The sequence below is a fragment of the Polymorphospora sp. A560 genome (assembly GCF_045781765.1).
Classification (GTDB): domain Bacteria; phylum Actinomycetota; class Actinomycetes; order Mycobacteriales; family Micromonosporaceae; genus Polymorphospora; species Polymorphospora lycopeni.
In genome coordinates this window covers 4697712-4714134 of sequence record NZ_CP122282.1, presented here as the reverse complement: position 1 = coordinate 4714134, position 16423 = coordinate 4697712, and the positions used below count along the sequence as shown (strand labels likewise).

The window sequence follows — 16423 nt, the reverse complement described above, 5'->3', positions numbered from 1 at the left end:
ACCAATCCTGCGGCGAAAGGCGCAACGAATGACCCTCCTCCGCTTCACCCCGGCCGCGTTGTCGCGGTCCCGGTTCGCCCTCTCGCCGCTCGCCGAAACGCTCGGCTCCCTGATCATGTTGCACCGCACCGACCCGGACCCGTGGCTGGCCGCCTGGCACACCCGGCACCGGCCCGGCTACCACGCCTGGCTGGCGGCAGACCCGGTGGCCGCCGGCCTGATGTCGCTGGTGTCGGCGACCAAGTGGCTGCCGGACCTGGTCGTGGTACCGCCGCCCGGTGGCACGGGTACGGGTCTGGCCGACGAACTCGCCGAGGTGGCCGCCTTCTCCGACGCGCAGACCCGGGCGACCGTGGCCGACGCCGTGGCGGCGAGCTGGCTGCCCCAGGACACGTCCTGGCTCGCCGGCGACCGACTCGCCGAACGGATCGCCGCGGTGCTGGAGGAGGGGTGGCGGCGGTTCGTGGCCCCGGACTGGCCGCGCCGGCGGGCGTTGCTCGAACGCGACATCATGCACCGGTCCGGCCTGCTGGCCGCGTACGGGTGGCGGCACGCGGTCGGCTCGATGACCCGGCGGTCGACCTGGGTCGGCGCCGACGGGCTGCGGTTCAGCGACCGGGAGCACCCGGACCGGTGGATCGGCGACGAGGGGCTGCTCTTCGTGCCGAAGACCGCCGGCGTCGGTTGGTGGACCTGCGAGCGGCCGCGCCGCGACGCGCTGGTCTATCCGGCGTACGGTCCGGCGGCGCCGGTCGACGTGCCGGCGGACGACGCGCTCGCGGCGCTGCTCGGCGCCGGTCGGGCCCGGGTGGTGCGCGAGCTGGTCCGGGCGGCGACCAGCACCCAGCTCGCGTACGCCCTCGGTGTCTCGCTGGGGACGGTCAGCGGCCATCTGGCGGTGCTGCGGGACGCCGGCGTGGTCACCGGTGTCAGGATCGGCCGCTCGGTCGTCTACCGCCTCACCGGACGGGGTGAGGGGCTGCTCGACCTTCTCGATCGCACCCCGTCCGCGTCGCCGTAGCCGGTGCCGCCGGCTTGACAGGGGAGCCTCATTGCCTCCATGGTTAGTTACATGAGTAATGAACCAGCGAACCTGGACCGGTCGGGCCCCGGGGGCCGGTGCCGGTGATGGACGACGGTCGGCCGATCTTTCTCCAGATCGCCGAGCTGCTGGAGAACTCGATACTCGACGGCTCGCTGGTCGAGGACACCCAGGTGCCGTCGACGAACGAACTGGCCGCCTTCCACCGGATCAACCCGGCGACCGCGGCCAAGGGCGTCAACCAACTGGTCGACGACGGAACGCTCTACAAGAAACGAGGGATCGGGATGTTCGTCGCCCCGGGCGCCCGCGAACGGCTACGGGGCCGACGCCGTGAGGAGTTCGCCCGTCAGTACGTCCAGCCGCTGCTCGCCGAGGCCCGCAAGCTCGGCATCGACCCGACCGAACTGAAGAAGATGATCGACACCTGGGAGGAGCGGCGGTGAACACCATCGTCACGGTCACCGACCTCGCCAAACGCTACCGGGGCGTGACCGCGCTGGACGGGGTCAGCTTCAGCCTGACCGAGAACCGGATCTACGGCCTGCTCGGCCGCAACGGGGCGGGCAAGACGACCCTGATGCAGTTGCTCACCGCGCAGAACATGGCCACCTCCGGCGACATCGCCGTGTTCGGCGAGCACCCGTACGAGAACGACCGGGTCCTCGCCCGCACCTGCTTCGTCAAGGAGAGCCAGACCTACCCGCAGAGCATGCGGGTCGGGCACGCGCTGCGGGCGGCCCGGCTGCTCCATCCCAACTGGGACCAGCGGTTCGCCGACTCCCTGCTGGAGGAGTTCCAGCTTCCGCCGCAGCGGATGGTCAAGAAGCTCTCCCGGGGCATGCTCTCGGCCCTCGGCGTCATCATCGGGCTCGCCTCGCGGGCCCCGCTGACGTTCTTCGACGAGCCCTACCTGGGGCTCGACGCGGTCGCCCGCCAACTCTTCTACGACCACCTGCTGGCCGACTTCGCCGAGCATCCCCGCACCGTGATCCTGTCCACCCACCTGATCGACGAGGTCAGCGACCTGATCGAGCACGTCCTGCTGATCGACCACGGCCGGCTCCTGCTCGACCAGGACACCGACGACCTGCGCGGTGACGTCGTCACCGTCTCCGGGCCCGTCGCCGCGGTGCACGAGATCACCGTCGGCCGTACCGAGCTGCACGGCAACCTGCTCGGTGGCACCGCCCGGGTGACCGTACGGGGGCGGCTGACCGAGGCGGAGCGGGTCCAGGCCCGTGCCCTCGGTCTCACCGTGGAGACCGTCTCGCTCCAGGAACTCGTCGTACGGCTGACCACCGGCGCCGGGAAGACCGAGCCGACCGCGAAGGAGTACGCCCTGTGAACCGTGTCCTGCCGGCCGCCCGACTCCAACTCGTCACCTGGCGCAGCATGGTCGGCTGGCCGTGGGGCATGCTCGCGGCCTCCTTCGCTGTCAACGTCTTCTTCTACGGAAGCATGGGTGACCTGGGGCGGACGACGGTCACCGGCGGCCTGATCTGCATCTACGCGGTGGTGCTGGTCGCCCTGGTCCAGTCGGTGACCCAGTGGTTCCCGTTCGCGCTCGGGCTCGGCGTGACCCGGCGGGCCTTCTACCTGTCGCACCTGCTGCTCCTGGCGGCCCAGGCACTGCTCTACGCGGTGGTGCTCTATCTGCTCGGCGTCGTCGAGGCGGCGACCGACGGCTGGGGGGTCAAGCTGCGCTTCTTCGGCATCCCGGCCCTGTTCCTGGACAACCCGGTGCTCCAGCTTCTCGGCTACGCGGTCCCGTTCCTGCTGCTGGGCATGCTCGGCACGGCCGTCGGGGTCGTCTTCAAGCGCTGGGGGACCAGCGGCCTGCTCGTCCTGGGCCTGGTCGGCATCCTGGTCGGCGGCGCGCTGGCGACCCTGATCACCTGGCAGGGCTGGTGGAACGCGATCGGCTCCTGGTTCGCCGCACAGGGCGCGACCGCGCTGATCCTCGGCTGGCCGGCCCTGCTGGCCCTGCTGCTCGCCGTCGCCGTCTATCCGGTCATTCGCCGGGCCACCCCGTGAGTCGTCGTCCGGTCTGATGTGGAGCGGGCTGATCCGGGCCGTCGTGCCGCGGCGCGCGACGCGACGGCCCGGACCGGGGTCAGCCGGCGCTGCCGTGCTTCTCCTGGCACGGCACGCAGAACCGGGCGTGCGGCAGGATCTGCAACCGCTCGGCCGGGATCTGCTTGCCACAGTGGACACAGCGGCCGTAGGTGCCGGCGTCGATCCGGCCGAGCGCGGCGCTGATCTGCTCCAGGCTCTGCCGGGTGGCGGCGATGAGCGCGGCCCGGGTGAGTTCCTGCGCCGGATCTCCGGTGTCGGCGGTGAGTTGGGTGAGCCTGGTCGTCTGTGCCTCGAACTCGCCGGTCAGGTTGGTTCGCAGGTCGCCGAGCCAGTCCCGGCCCGAGACGTCGTGCAGGTCGGTACTCATTGGTCGCTCCTCAAAAAGAAAAGGGCCGAAGCTGGATAGCTTCGCCCTGGTGGCCGTTCGTCGGGTGAGGAGCGGCACCGGAGGGCTACGACCGGTTGGCGCGGGGATCACGGCCCGGTTGCCGCGCGGGGTGCGGACGTGCGCCCCGACCGGCCGGGGCGCGGCAGCCGGGCACGCGGGGTTTGGCCGTGCCGTCGAGAGGCTGACGGCACCGCCCACCTGACGCCCGGCCGGATGCATCAGGCCACCGTAGGCGGCCCCGCTACCGGAAGCAACCAGGCTTCGGGTGGTGGCGCGGCTCAGTCCTCTTCGGCGAGTCGGGCCGGGCGCGGGCGCACCCGCTGGTCGAGCGGCGCTGATCGACCAGCGGGGCGACGGTCAGCTCACCAACTGGTAGCCGAACTGGACCTCGAGGTCGGTCACGCCCGACGCGCCGAGCACCCTGGCCCGGAGCCGGCGCGGACCGCCGACCCCGTCCACTGTGAACGGGGTGACGAGGCTGGTGGTCAGCACGGCGGTGGTGGCCGTGACGGCGGTGCCACCGGCGCTCGCGCCGTCGGCGTCCAGCCGGACGTCGCAGGTGCCGGAACCCACGACGCGGGTCACCCGGACCACCCGGATCCGCTGCGAGTCGAGGTAGAGCAGATTGCCGAAGTCGAACAGGCCGTCGGCCACCGGACCGGACACCCGGGCGGTCAACCAGCCGTCGATCTGCTCGACGCCCTTGTTGCCGGTGATCCGGGTCTGCGCGGTCGGGGTGCCGGTCAGTTGGTACGGGCCGACGGTGTTGCCGTTCAGGTCGTTGCCGCTGATCAGCACGTCGGCGGCCGCGTTGACGATGCCGTGGTCCTGGCGGTTGATCCCGTCGGCGAGACCGCCGATGGCGTTGCCGACGATGACGACCCGGCTGGCGGTGTCCCGGATGTTGATGCCGGCGCCGTGGCGGTAGCCGGTGCCGCCGCCGGCGTAGCCGTTCGCGAACGCGACGGCGGGCAGGTCGAAGGTGTCCTCGTCGACGACCTCGATCACCCACTTCCCGTTCGCCTCGGTGGTGCCGGTGACGCCCTGGATGGAGATCCGGTCGCCGGTCTCCCAGCCGTGGGCGGCGCCGGTGGTGATCCGTACCCGGCCGGCGCCGTTGGCGGCCGCGCCGGTGACCGTACGGGCGAAGGCCGGGTGCGCGGTCCGGCCGTTGTTGCCGATGAGGCAGCCGGTGACCGTGATCCGGGTCGAGGCGATGTCGATGCCGTTGCGGCCGCAGCCGCGGATGACGCTGTTGGTGAAGGTGGCGGTGCCGGTGAAGCCGGGGCCGATGCGGACGTTGTCGTCCTCGTTGTCGGCGGAGATGTAGGTGTTGGTGAACTGGGCCTGGGCGCCGGCCTCCAGCAGGACGGGTACGCCGTGGCCGTTCTCGAAGCCGCCGCCCTCGAAGTAGAGGAACTTGGGGATCGAGGCGCCCGGGGTGTTCTTCATCCAGATGCCGTGCCGGCCGAAGAGGATCGCGGTCGCGATGAACTTGATGGAGCCGCCGAGGCCGTCGATGACGAGGTTGTCGGTGTTCCGGTTGGCGCTGCCGGCGGCGATACCACATTGGACGAACTCGACCGGGTCGGCGCGGGAGTCGTTGTTGACGCCGTTGAGCAGGATCACCTGCTGGCCGTTGAAGCCGTTCCAGACGCAGTTGACGAACCGTACGGTGTTGGCGCCGCGCAGGGTGATGCCGTTGTACCCGTCTTTGAACCGGACGTTGGCGAAGGTCAGCATGTAGTTGCCGTCGGTGCCGTTGCGGCTGGTCATGATGATGCTGCCGCCGGTCAGGCCGGCGCCGCGCACCTGGAGGTCGCGCAGGCCGCCGCCGCGTACGCCGGACAGGTGGAAGCCGTCGTCGGCGCCGGTCGCGACGACGTACTGGGTGGAGTACTCGTCGTTGTCGGTGACCCCGGCACCGGCGAAGACGATCGGCACACCGACGACCTGGACGGTGTCCTCCAGGCGTACCTTGCCGGGGCCGGCCTCGATGGTGCCGCCGGCCGGCAGCGCGCCGACCGCGGCCTGCACCTTCGGCGAGTCGTTTCCGGTTCCGGTGCCGGTCCACCCGAACCAGGCCAGGTCGATCCGGGTCGCGTACGGGCGCTTCCAGCGGCCGGTGGCCACACCGGTGACGGCGAAGACGGTGCCGCCGTTGTCGGCCTCGGTCGCGTCGGCGTCCCAGTAGAGGACGCCGCCGCCGACGCCGGGTGTGCTGGCGTGGTAGCCGAGCAGGTGGATCTGGTCGCCGTCGGCGGTGCCGACGGTGCCGCGCAGGTCGGCGACGCTCTCGGTGGTGCCGGTGAGGGTGAGTCGGCGGCCGGGGCGGGCCTGCGCGGCGGTGGCGACGGCCTGCGAGCCGGCCACCGCCAGCCCGGCCAGGCCGATGGCGGTCAGGGCACGGCGGCGCGCGTTGCCGGTGGTCCTCTCGTCCATGGGGGTGCTCCTGTTCGACGGCAGCCGGCGACGCCGCGCCGGCCGGTGCGGGGGATGGGGGACGGTGCGGGGGATGGCGGACGGAACGGGGGAGTCAGCCCTTGACGGCGCCGATGACGACGCCCTTGGCGAAGTGCCGTTGGAGGAACGGGTAGACCATGCAGATCGGGATCAGCGAGACGACCAGGATCGCCATCTGCAGCGACTGCTGCGGTGGCACGACCTCGCCGGGCAGGTCGGTGCCGATCTGGGTGTTGTCGACGACGTACGTGCGCAGCACCAGTTGCAGCGGCCACTTCTCGGTGGAGTTGATGTAGAGCACGGCGTTGAAGAACGCGCTCCAGTAGGCGACCGCGTTGAACAGGCCGATGACCGCGATCACCGCCTTGGAGAGCGGCAGCATGATGCGGGTGAGGATCTGCAGTTCGCTGGCGCCGTCGATCCGGGCGGCGTCGACGATCTCCTTGGGGACCTCCATGAAGAAGGCCCGCATGATGATGACCTGGAACGCGGAGGTGAGACCGGGCAGGATCAGCGCCCAGTACGAGTCGATCAGCCCGAGTTCCTTGATCAGCAGGTAGTTCGGGATCATCCCGGCGTTGAACAGCATGGTCAGCAGCACCATGATCAGGATCGGCCGGTGTCCCCAGGTGCCGGGCCGCGACAGCGAGTACGCCAGCAGCGCCACGACCGCGACCGACAGTGCCGAGCCGACCAGGGTGATGCCGATCGAGACCAGCGTCGCCCGGGTCACCACGCCACCACGGAAGATCGCCGCGTACGCGTCGAACGACGGGTCGGTCGGCCACAGCACGTACCCGCCGGCGGCGGTGATCTGCTCCTGGTCGGCGAGCGACGTCGAGACGACGGCGACGAAGGGGAGCAGCACCACCGCGCAGCACAGGAAGAGCACGACGCCCTTGATGCCCCGGACGGCGACGTTCGGGACCGGGGCGCCGTTGACCGTACGTCGGCGCCGCTGCCGGGCCACCCCGGGCAGCAGCGGCGAGGAGCGCTTCGGGCGGGGTTTGGTGTCGGTCACCATTTCGAGTAGATCCCTCTCTCCCCGAACAGGTGCGCCACCTTGTTCGCGCCCAGCACGAGGATCGCTCCGACGAGTCCCTTGACCAGCCCCACCGCGGCCGACACGCCCCAGTTGCCGCCGACGATGCCGTAGTTGTAGACGTACGTGTCGAGCACTTCGGAGGTCTCCAGGCCGACTTGGTTCTGTTGCAGCACGATCTGTTCGAAGCCGACGGTGAGCACGTCGCCGAGCTTGAGGATGAGCAGCAGCACGACGACCGAGCGGATCGCGGGCAGGGTGACGTGCCAGAGTTGGCGCAGCCGGCCGCCGCCGTCGACCGCGACCGCCTCGAACAGTTCCAGGTCCACCCGGGAGATCGCGGCCAGGAAGATGATCGTGCCCCAGCCGGCGTCCTTCCAGACCGCCTGCGAGGTGATCAGGGCGAAGAACAGGTCGGGGTCGCCGATGATGTTCAACTGCGGGAAGTCGTGCTGGCGGGCCCAGTTGTTGTAGATGCCGGCGTTGCCCAGCATGTGCTGGAACAGCGCGACGACGATGACCCAGGACATGAAGTGCGGCAGGTAGAGGATCGACTGGACGACCCGTTTGATCTTTTCGCTGAGCAGGCTGTTGAGCAGCAGGGCGAGCGCGATCGGGATCGGGAACACCACGGCGATCTGGAGGAACGAGATGATCAGGGTGTTCTTGAGCGCGTTGAGGAACGCCGGGTCACCGTTGAAGATGACCTCGAAGTTGGCGAACCCGACCCACGGCGACTCCGCGATCGTCAGGTACGGCTGGTAGTCCTTGAACGCGATGACGTTGCCGAGCATCGGCACGTACTGGAACAGCAGCACCAGGGCGACGCCGGGCAGCGCGAGCAGCAGCAGGAAACGGTCCCGCTTGAAGCGCTGCCAGCCGGACGCGCGTTTCCCGGCCGATGCGGGTGACGCCATGCCTCCCCCTACTTCTGCTCGGCCAGGGCCGCCTCGTACTCGGCGCGGATCTGGTCCCCGCCGGCCGTCTTCCACTGCGCGACCGCCTCGTCCCAGGCGCTGATCGGCTTGCGGCCGGAGACGATGTCCAGCTCGACCGTGTCGATGATCTTCGTGAGTTCGCCGGACTTCGCGACCGACGTCTCCGAGACGAGGCCCTCGGACGGGTTGCGGAGCAGGTTCGGAATGACCTTCTCCTGGTACGCCCGCTGCGCGTCGACCCGGGCCCGGTCGGTGGGGCCGAGGATGTGTGGGGAGTCGCTGACGTACTCCAGCGGCAGCTTGACCTCGACGTTGCCGGCGTCGGTGCGGACCGGTACGCCGTCCTGCCAGTTCCAGTGCCGGCCCTCGACGCCGAACTTGCGGAACATGTACTCGCTGGTGCCGAGCGGGGCGGCCAGCCAGTCGCAGATCCGCAGCAGCTTCTCCAGCCGCGCCTTGTCGGTCTTCCGGAAGGCGGTCAGCGCGAACGACGGGGTGCCGGAGCGGTGTACGGGGGTGCCGCCGTCGTAGCCGGGGGCGGGGATGCCGCCGAACTGGACCTTGTGGGTGTCGGCCAGGATGTCCCAGGCGGCGTACCCCTCGGCGTTCAGCGCGATGGTGCCGTTGCCGAGCAGGTCCCGCAGTTGTAGCCGGCCGCCGATCGCGTCCGGGTGGAACAGCCCGGCCTTGTACATCTCGGCGACCCGGGCGACGGCCTCCCTGCGCTCCGGGGTCTCCATCTCGGAGGTGAACTTGCCGCCCTCCTCCCGCCAGACGTTCGGCACCCGCAGCATGTTGCCGACGTAGGCGATGACCTGCTTGGCGCTGCCGAACGCCCACCGGTTGTTTCGCGCGTCGGTCAGCCCCTGGGCCAGCGCGACGAATTCGGCGTAGCTGCCCGGGGCGGGGTTCAGGCCGCGCTGGGCGATCAGGTCGGTCCGGGCGAACATGATCGTGCCGACGATCGCCCGGGAGATCGGGATGGCGTAGATGCCGCCGCCGTACGCGGTCGACAGCCACGAGTCGCGGGGGATGTTGGCCAGGAACGGGAAGTTCGCGGCGTTTGAGTCGCCGATCAGCTCCGACAGGTCGGCGCAGAGCCGGGTGAGTACGTCGGCACGCCGGGCCAGCCGGGCCGAGATGAGCATGATGTCGGGCAGGTCGCCGCTGGCGACGGTGGTGGAGAGCTTGTTGAGGTAGTCGGCCGACGGGGTCATGGTGATGCCGAGGTTGGCCCCGACCCGGTTGTTCAGCTCCTGCCAGAACTGGTTGCTTCCCAGGGCCGGCGGCACCGGGTTGAACATGTTGGTGAGGATGCTGACGTCGCCGAGCCCTTCGCCGGGCTTGCTGTCGAACGCGTCGACCAGTTGCCTCGGGAACTGGTAGTAGCCGGCCATCACCCCCTCGGCGGTCGGCGGCAGATCCGGGCGGACCAGTTCGGACGGGACGTAGTCGGGCAGCGCCGCGCTACCGGCGCCGTCCGGGGTGCTCGGGGTGGACGAACTGCCGCAGGCGGAAAGCAGGCCGGCCCCGGCCGCCGCGACCGCCGTACCACCGGCGATCGTCAGGAACCGGCGCCGGCTCAGACTGTTATGCATCGTGGTCACTCTCCGGTGTGTGGTGGGGGTGCAGGATCAGGGACACGACCTGCCAGGCGCCGAGGGTGACCGGGACGGTGCCGGCGGCGTCGGCGGTCTGTTCCGCGACGGGGCGCTCGTCGGCGTGGCAGGGCTCGGCCCGGCCGCCGGGTCCGGCCGGATGCCGCAGGGGGAAGTGGCTGTCCCGGCCGGACAGGTCCTGGAGCCGGACGAGGATTCCGGCGCCGGACCGGGCCGGGGCGACGGTGACGTGCACCGACTCCGGCAGCCCGAGGTCGAGCAGGGGGGCGGCGGGCCGGTCGAGCGGGCGCGGTCCGACGTCGAACTTGTCGAGCCGGGTCACCTCGGAGACGGTGGCGGCGGCCCGCACCTCCCGACCGAAGCGGCCCGCCGCCACCGGGTCGAAGGTCGGCAGTGGGGTGAACGCGTAGCGCAGGGTCAGCCGGCCGGCCTGTTCCGGCGGCGTGTTCGTCGGCCAGTAGTTGTTGAGCACCCAGGAGAAGACGGCGCCGCCGGCCGGGGTGAACTCCTCGTGCCAGTCGCCGCGCCAGATGTCGCCGGCGGTGAACAGCGGGGCGTCCGCCGAGGTCCAGGCGACGGCGGGACCGTCCGGCCGGTCCTGCACGACGACGCCGTACGCGGTGGTGAACCAGTCGTGGCAGGCGCCCGGGGCGTGGTCGGTCGCCGGGTCGATCCAGCCCTGCTGGCGGTCGTAGCGGAAGACCGGCTCGGCGGCCGCGAACGGGAAGGCGACGTACACCGACTCCTTGGCCAGCACCGGCTCCTTGTCGACGTCGACGAGCACGTCGACCCGGTCGTCGGTGTCGCGCAGCAGGATGTCGACCTCGATCCGGGGCAGGGTCGGCGCGTCGCCGACGGTCCGCAGCCGCCAGCCGTCGTACGTGCGGCGCAGCCCGACCGGTCGCATCGCCGCCGGTACGACGGTCAACTGTGGACGGTTCTGGTCCGGGCGGCGGCCGAGCAGCGTGCTGCGCGGGTACGGGTCGTGGTGGTGCGGCTGACCGCTGTGGTGCGAATGTTCGTTACCGTGACCGTCCCCCCGGGTCAGCGCCACCGGGCCGTCGACGACGTACAGCACCTGGCCGAGCGTGCCGTGTGCCGGGTCGAGCAGGTCCCGGCCGGTCGCCCGGTGCCGCAGCCCGCGGACCGCGCCGGTGGCCGGGTCGAGGGTGACCTCCCACCGGTCGGTGACCAGGGCCGGCGGGACCGGTCGCCAGTCGTCGGCGCCGGCCGGTCCGGCGCCGGTCGCCGGGGCGCCGTCCTCCTCGCCCGGGGTCAGCGTGCGGGCCGCGTCCATCGGCAGGGCCCGGTAGCCGAAGCCGGGTACGTCCGGCACGGTGACCCGCAGCGTCCGCAGCCCGTTGCACTCGGCCAGCACCTCGGCCGGCAGCGGATTCCCGTCCGGTCCGACCGGATCGGCCCGGACCGTCTCCACCTCGACCTCGATGTCCCGGGCCCAGGCCAGCGGGTTGTGTACCAGCAGGGTCGGCCCGGTCGTGGTGACGAGTTCACCGAGCTGGCTCATGGCCCGTCGGACCTCGTCCAGCGCGCCCCGGTGCGCGGAGTGCACCTGGTGCCGCTTCCAGTCGAGCTGGTCGTCGACCTGGTGGCCGTGCGGGTGCGCGGTGCCGTGCGCCCACGTCCAGGTGTGCTCGCAGCCGAACAGTGCCCCCTCCCAGGCGGCGTCGAGCGCGGCCCGGTTGGGCCGGTAGGCCGGGTCGACCAGGCCGACGAGGGCGGCCAGCGCCTCGGCGGCCGGCAGCTCGGCCTGCACCCGGCGGTGCTCGGTGGTGACGGTGGCGCCGGTGCCGACGCCGTCCTCCCAGTAGCTGCCGCCGTCGCCGCGCCACACCGGCAGCCGGTCGGCGAGCGGACGGACGGCGGCGAGGTATTCCTCCATCGTGGACACCCGTAGCCGCGGGTACGCGTACACCGCGTTCCAGCGGGCGGCGAAGCCGGCGTCGCCGTCGGCCAGGTCCTCGTTGTCGGCGTGCGTGCCGATCACCGCCAGGTCCGCCGGCAGGTAGTCGGGCCGGTCGTAGCGGGCCAGCAGCCGGCCGAAGGAGTGCGCGCCGCCGACGACCGTCTGCGGGTCGCCGACCATGAACCGCAGCTGCGAGTACGTGTCGGAGAAGTGGGTCAGCACCCGCGACCCGTCGACCCCCTCCCACAGCACCGGGCTGGCCAGGTGCTGCCGGTCGCTGTCGGCGTTGCCGCCCCGGTGGTGGTTCTCGATGCCGACGAACGAGTCGATGCCCAGCGCCCGCAGCATCGACGGCACCGCCGCGCTGTACGACGGCACGTCGGTCAGGTTCGCGTACGTCACCGGCACGCCGTGCCGGTCCCGCAGCCGGCCGGCCAGGTATGCCGCCCGGTAGACCTCCTCCAGCGAGGCGACCCCGGACAGGAACAGGCTGTGGAACGCGTTCATCGCCAGCCGGCCGGAACGCAGCGCGGCCAGCACCCGTTCGGCCCGTTCCGGCGAGCGGGTCGCCAGGTACTGGTCGACGACGAGTGACCCGTCGACCGAGAACGCGAAGCCCCCGTCGCGGTCGAGCGCGTCCAGCGCCCGGTCCAGGTTGCGGCTGTGCAGTTCGAGGACCTTGCCCTGCACGTCGGTGTAGCCGACGTCGAGGTGCACGTGCGGGACCAGGTGCAGTGTCCACCGCCGGGCCGCGAGGAGTTCGAAGCTCCGCTCCGGGCCTTCGTCGACGGCCACCGTCGCGGTCGCGGTGTCGAAGGCGGGCACCGCGAACCTGACCCGTACCTGCCCGAACTCCCGGCCGGGGCGGCACAGGTCGAGGTCGTACGTGTGGTCGCCGACGGTGACCCGGGCGGCCCGCGGCCAGGCCGGCGTGCCGGCCGGCACGGACACGGTCAGCTCGACCAGTTCGTGCAGGCTCCCGTCACGGTCCAGGTAGAGCGGGGTCGGGACGAGGTCGACGCCGGCTGTCGCCGGCCCGGCACCCTCGTCGAGGGTGAGCCGGTGCCAGGTGATGCCGCTGCCGAAGTGGTTGCCGAACTGCTCCCGGTGCCGGCGCCGCTCGCCGGCCGGCGGCTCGACCGGGCCGAGCGCCGCCGCCGCGTCGACCGTCGTGGTCACCGCGATCACGTGCTCGCCCGCCGGCAGCCAGTCGGCCGGCAGCGGCACCTCCAGCAGCACGTCGCCGGCGATCGGTCCGTGCCGGTACGTCTCCGACCGGTCGTCGCGGCGCACCGCCGGGTGGAAGAACCCCCGGTGCACGCCGTCGACCTCGATCACGAGGTCGGGGCAGGGTCCGTGGCCGGCGGCGAACTCCAGCCGCAGCAGGTAGCCGGCGGCGGGCGGGTCGCCGACCCGGAACGGCAGCTCGATCCGGTGCGGCTGCCAGCCGGTGGACGCGTTGAGCGGTCCCGGCTGGAACGCCGGCAGGTCTTCGCCGGGTACGGCGAGGGTCAGCGGGCGCATGGCCGGTCAGTCCAGCCCCGGCAGGGACAGCACGGCGCCGTGCTCGACCAGGGCGGCGGCCAGCTGCGGGTAGTCGTACTCCTGGACCGGCCGGTTGGTCGACAGCGACTGGGCGGCGAGTTCGCCGCACGCCTCGCCGAGCATGCCGTAGTTCGGTTCCATCCGGGGCGAGGTGTAGCCGACGTGGCTGGCCGAGAAGCAGATCGAGACGGTGATGTTCTCGATCCCGCCGCGGGCGGGGAAGAGAACCTCGGCCGGCATCTGGTAGAGGTCGACCGGTGGGTTGGTCTCGTCGCCGCTGAGCGTGCCCTCGCCGACGACCGTGTCGTCGCCTTCGGGGTAGTACTGGACGAGGTGGCTGTCCATGCCGTACTTCCAGCAGCAGACCGGGTGCGTCTTGGTGTTGTCGGGCTTGAGCAGGTCGTGCTGGGTGAGCACGTGCGCGCCGACCATCCGGCGGGCCTCGCGGATGTAGAGGGCGTGCGGGAAGCCCTGCCCGTACGGGCTGTCGACGAACTCGTCCGGCGGCAGCCCGAAGGTCCGCGCGTCGGCCCGGAACGACTCCGGCAGCGACGGGTCGTTGGCCAGCCAGTAGAGCTGCCCCTGGTGCCAGGCCACCTGCTCGGCGATGATCTCCTCGCGGCGCCGCCAGCTGCCGTCCGGGTAGTCCCAGTTGACGCCGGGCAGGTCGAAGCCGAAGTAGAGCGCCTGGTTGGTCTGATACTTGCCGTTCGGCAGCAGCGCGGTGTGGGTGACGATCGACGACAGGCCGGGGATGTTCCGCTGCCGCAGCAGTTGACCCAGGTAGGTGTAGCGGGCCGGGTCGTAGTCGTCCGGCTTCGGGAACGGGATCCGGTCGGCGTTGGTCGACAGCACGCCCCGGAAGTTGTACGCCTGCGTCTTGTCGTCGCCCTCGCCGGCCGCCATCGCCGGCACGTCCCGGACCGGGTAGAGGGTGTTCGGGGTGAAGCCGTGCTTGCGGTAAGCCTGCACCGGCTGGAAGCCGGCGAACGGCTCGTCGTACTTCGCGCGGGGTTCGCGGCCGAACGTGTACGGCACCCCGGCGGCGGCCATCAGGTCGCCCTCGTACGAGGCGTCGACGAAGAACCGGGCCCGGCGCCAGCCCTGCGTGGTCCGTACGCCCCGGATCCGCCGGCCCTGGACGTCGACGTCGTCGGGGCCGTGGATCCGCTGGTGCAGCAGCACCGTCGCCTTGGCCTCGTCGAGCAGGTGCCGGGCGACCTTCTCGGCCACCTTCGGCTCGAACCGGTACTCGGGGCCGTCGAGGCCGTACTCGGCTCCGATGCCGTCGAAGAACCGGGTCTTGGTGAGGCCGGCGAGCGCCTCGGGCACGTTGGGGGTGTCGGACTTGACCAGGCCGCCGGCGACGATGCCGCCGACGTGGCCGGTCGGCTCCAGGATCAGGCTGCTCAGGCCGCGTAGCCGCAGGCGCAGCGCCGCCATGATCCCGGCGAGGCTGGCGCCGTAGATGATGACGTCGTAGCCGTCGTCGACGGTCGGTTCGGGGGATGCCATGTCCGCGAGGTCCTTTCGGGGGCGATGCGGCGGGTCAGGAGGTCGGGGTCATGGTCGGGACGCTGCGCTGGCGCGGCTTGGCGAGGACCGGGGTGGCGCCGGACACGGCCTGCGACGGCCGGGTGCGGCGGATGTCGTCGGGCCAGGCGACCGGGATGCCGAGCTTGCCGGTCAGCAGCCGCTGCACGTCGGCCGTACGCTCCGCCGAGTCGGCGACGGCGTGCGGTTCGGTCCGTTCGCTGACGCAGTACGCGGCCAGCGCGCCGATCGCCTCGCCGATGCTCCACTCGACCGGGTGCAGCCGGTAGCAGCCGTTGGTGATGTGGGTGGTGCCGATGTTCTTGTTGGCGGGCAGCAGGTTGCGGGCCCGGACCGGCACGAGCGCGCCGAGCGGGATCTGGAACGGGTAGCACTCCAGGTTGACGTAGTTGACGCCGGCGGTGCTCGGGTGCAGGTCGATGTTGTAGTGGCCGATGCCGACCGAGTCGGCGAACTGCACGGCGCCTTCGCCGTCGGGGCGGTCGACGACGGCCACGTGCTGTTCCAGCACCGTGAACCGGGCCCGGATCCGGCGGGACTCCCGGATGTAGGCGGACTTGGCCAGGCCGTCGTCGGTGCCGGTGAGGTCGGGCCGTAGCCGCAGGCCGGGATAGCCGTGTCCGCCGTCCGGCCGGGGCGCCTCGGTCTGCATCCAGTGCAGGTACGACAGGGACAGTTCGCGGCAGCGGCGCAGCGCGGTCCGCCGGGCTTCGTCGTCGATGCCGGCGCCGACCAGCGGCGCCTCCCAGTAGTCGACGTTGGGCCAGTTGACCAGGGTGATGTCGGTGTCGACCAGGGCCGGGTCGAACTGGCTGCGGGCCCGGATCCGCCGGAAGTGCCACAGGTCGGGTACGTGCACCGCGTCCAGGTCGGTCTCGAAGATGCGGTTGGTCCGGCCCTTCATGGTGTGGATGTCGATCTTCTCCCAGGACAGCTGCGGGCCGGGCCAGAACGGGTCGACGTGGGTCTTCCAGTGGTCGTACGACGCCGGCCGGTCCACGACGTGTTCCTCACCGGGCCGGTACTCCAGCGGGAAGCACCAGGTGATCGCCTGCTGGTCGGTCGGGTCGGCGACCGGGGACGCGTACGGCTCGCCGGTCTCGGCCTGCGACTCGGCGCCGACGACGTGCTCGACGCCGGCGAGTTCCAGCAGGTCGCCGAGTTCGGTGGCGTCGGCGACGAACGGCGCGGTGACCGTGGTCCGGGTGCCGGCCCGGCGGTTTTCCAGGGTGACCGCGGTGATCCGGTCGCCGTCGGTGTCGGCGGCGACCGGGACGTGTTCGAGCAGGACGGTGATCCGGCCGGCGGAGCGGTAGCCGGCCAGCAGCTCGTCGATGACGGCGACGCCGACCCGGGGCTCGTGGCAGAGCCGGCTGACGTTGCCGAGGCCCGGGTTGAGGGTGGCGATGTCGAGGGCTTCCGGCCGCAGCGGGTAGTTGCGCCGGTAGTAGTCCCGGATCCGGGTGCGCAGTTCGTGGTATCCGGGCGAGGTGTGCCCGGACTCGATCCAGGGGTGTTCGTCGGACGGTACGGCCTGGGCGGTGAGTTGTCCGCCCAGCCAGTCGGTCTCCTCGGTCAGCACGACCCGCAGACCCAACCTGGCGGCGGTCAGCGCGGCGGCGACGCCGCCGAGTCCGCCGCCGACCACCAGAAGGTCGGTCTGTCGTTCGTGTGTGCTGCCCATCGTCTGCGCTCCTCGGCTCGACTTCGGGGATGCCCGCCGCGTCCGCTGCTCCGGGTGGGCCGGGCGCCGGGTCGTACGGCGGTTGCTAATATTTGCCGGTCGATTTGCCGGCGATCGATTGCGGCTACGTTACATCTGATCGTCA

Annotated in this window: 12 protein-coding genes; 4 read left to right on the top strand and 8 right to left on the bottom strand. The window is 71.3% G+C overall.

Annotation, left to right across the window (positions count from 1 at the left end; genetic code table 11):
• Positions 1–28 precede the first annotated feature (28 nt).
• The 4 genes from QCD66_RS20980 to QCD66_RS20965 all read left to right on the top strand — a co-directional run bounded on the left by QCD66_RS20980 (position 29) and on the right by QCD66_RS20965 (position 3079).
• Positions 29–1021: an ArsR/SmtB family transcription factor gene (locus tag QCD66_RS20980; RefSeq protein WP_375732848.1), complete on the top strand. Its 993-nt coding sequence runs from the start codon at positions 29–31 to the stop codon at positions 1019–1021.
• 107 nt (positions 1022–1128) lie between these two features.
• Entirely contained in the window at positions 1129–1488 is a 360-nt protein-coding gene (locus QCD66_RS20975) for a GntR family transcriptional regulator (protein ID WP_375732847.1), read from the top strand.
• Complete coding sequence (locus QCD66_RS20970; protein ID WP_364206920.1) at positions 1485–2390, top strand: ABC transporter ATP-binding protein; 906 nt, start codon at positions 1485–1487, stop codon at positions 2388–2390. The genes QCD66_RS20975 and QCD66_RS20970 overlap by 4 nt, the downstream gene beginning before the upstream one ends.
• Positions 2387–3079, top strand: coding sequence for an ABC transporter permease (locus QCD66_RS20965; RefSeq protein WP_375732846.1), 693 nt, complete (start codon positions 2387–2389; stop codon positions 3077–3079). The genes QCD66_RS20970 and QCD66_RS20965 overlap by 4 nt, the downstream gene beginning before the upstream one ends.
• 79 nt (positions 3080–3158) lie before the next feature.
• On the opposite strand, the gene QCD66_RS20960 is transcribed toward QCD66_RS20965, so the two are convergent.
• From QCD66_RS20960 to QCD66_RS20925, 8 genes are all read right to left on the bottom strand, one after another.
• Positions 3159–3488, bottom strand: coding sequence for a TraR/DksA family transcriptional regulator (locus QCD66_RS20960; RefSeq protein WP_375732845.1), 330 nt, complete (start codon positions 3486–3488; stop codon positions 3159–3161).
• Between the two features lie 378 nt (positions 3489–3866).
• Positions 3867–5951 carry a hypothetical protein gene (locus tag QCD66_RS20955; protein WP_375732844.1) on the bottom strand — a complete coding sequence of 695 codons (2085 nt, stop codon included), beginning with the start codon at positions 5949–5951 and terminating at the stop codon, positions 3867–3869.
• A gap of 94 nt (positions 5952–6045) precedes the next feature.
• Positions 6046–6993 (bottom strand): carbohydrate ABC transporter permease, encoded by a 948-nt coding sequence (locus QCD66_RS20950; RefSeq protein ID WP_375732843.1) that lies wholly within the window; start codon positions 6991–6993, stop codon positions 6046–6048.
• On the bottom strand, positions 6990–7931 hold the full coding sequence (locus QCD66_RS20945) for an ABC transporter permease subunit (RefSeq protein ID WP_364206910.1): 942 nt from the start codon (positions 7929–7931) through the stop codon (positions 6990–6992). The genes QCD66_RS20950 and QCD66_RS20945 overlap by 4 nt, the downstream gene beginning before the upstream one ends.
• Before the next feature lie 8 nt (positions 7932–7939).
• Positions 7940–9550, bottom strand: a complete 1611-nt coding sequence (locus tag QCD66_RS20940; protein WP_375732842.1) for an extracellular solute-binding protein — start codon at positions 9548–9550, stop codon at positions 7940–7942.
• Positions 9543–13019 carry a hypothetical protein gene (locus tag QCD66_RS20935; RefSeq protein ID WP_375732841.1) on the bottom strand — a complete coding sequence of 1159 codons (3477 nt, stop codon included), beginning with the start codon at positions 13017–13019 and terminating at the stop codon, positions 9543–9545. The genes QCD66_RS20940 and QCD66_RS20935 overlap by 8 nt, the downstream gene beginning before the upstream one ends.
• A 6-nt stretch (positions 13020–13025) precedes the next feature.
• Complete coding sequence (locus QCD66_RS20930) at positions 13026–14555, bottom strand: FAD-dependent oxidoreductase (protein ID WP_375732840.1); 1530 nt, start codon at positions 14553–14555, stop codon at positions 13026–13028.
• Between the two features lie 34 nt (positions 14556–14589).
• The gene (locus QCD66_RS20925) at positions 14590–16278 is read right to left on the bottom strand and encodes an FAD-dependent oxidoreductase (protein WP_364206902.1); all 1689 of its coding nucleotides are present in this window, start codon (positions 16276–16278) and stop codon (positions 14590–14592) included.
• Positions 16279–16423: the final 145 nt, after the last annotated feature.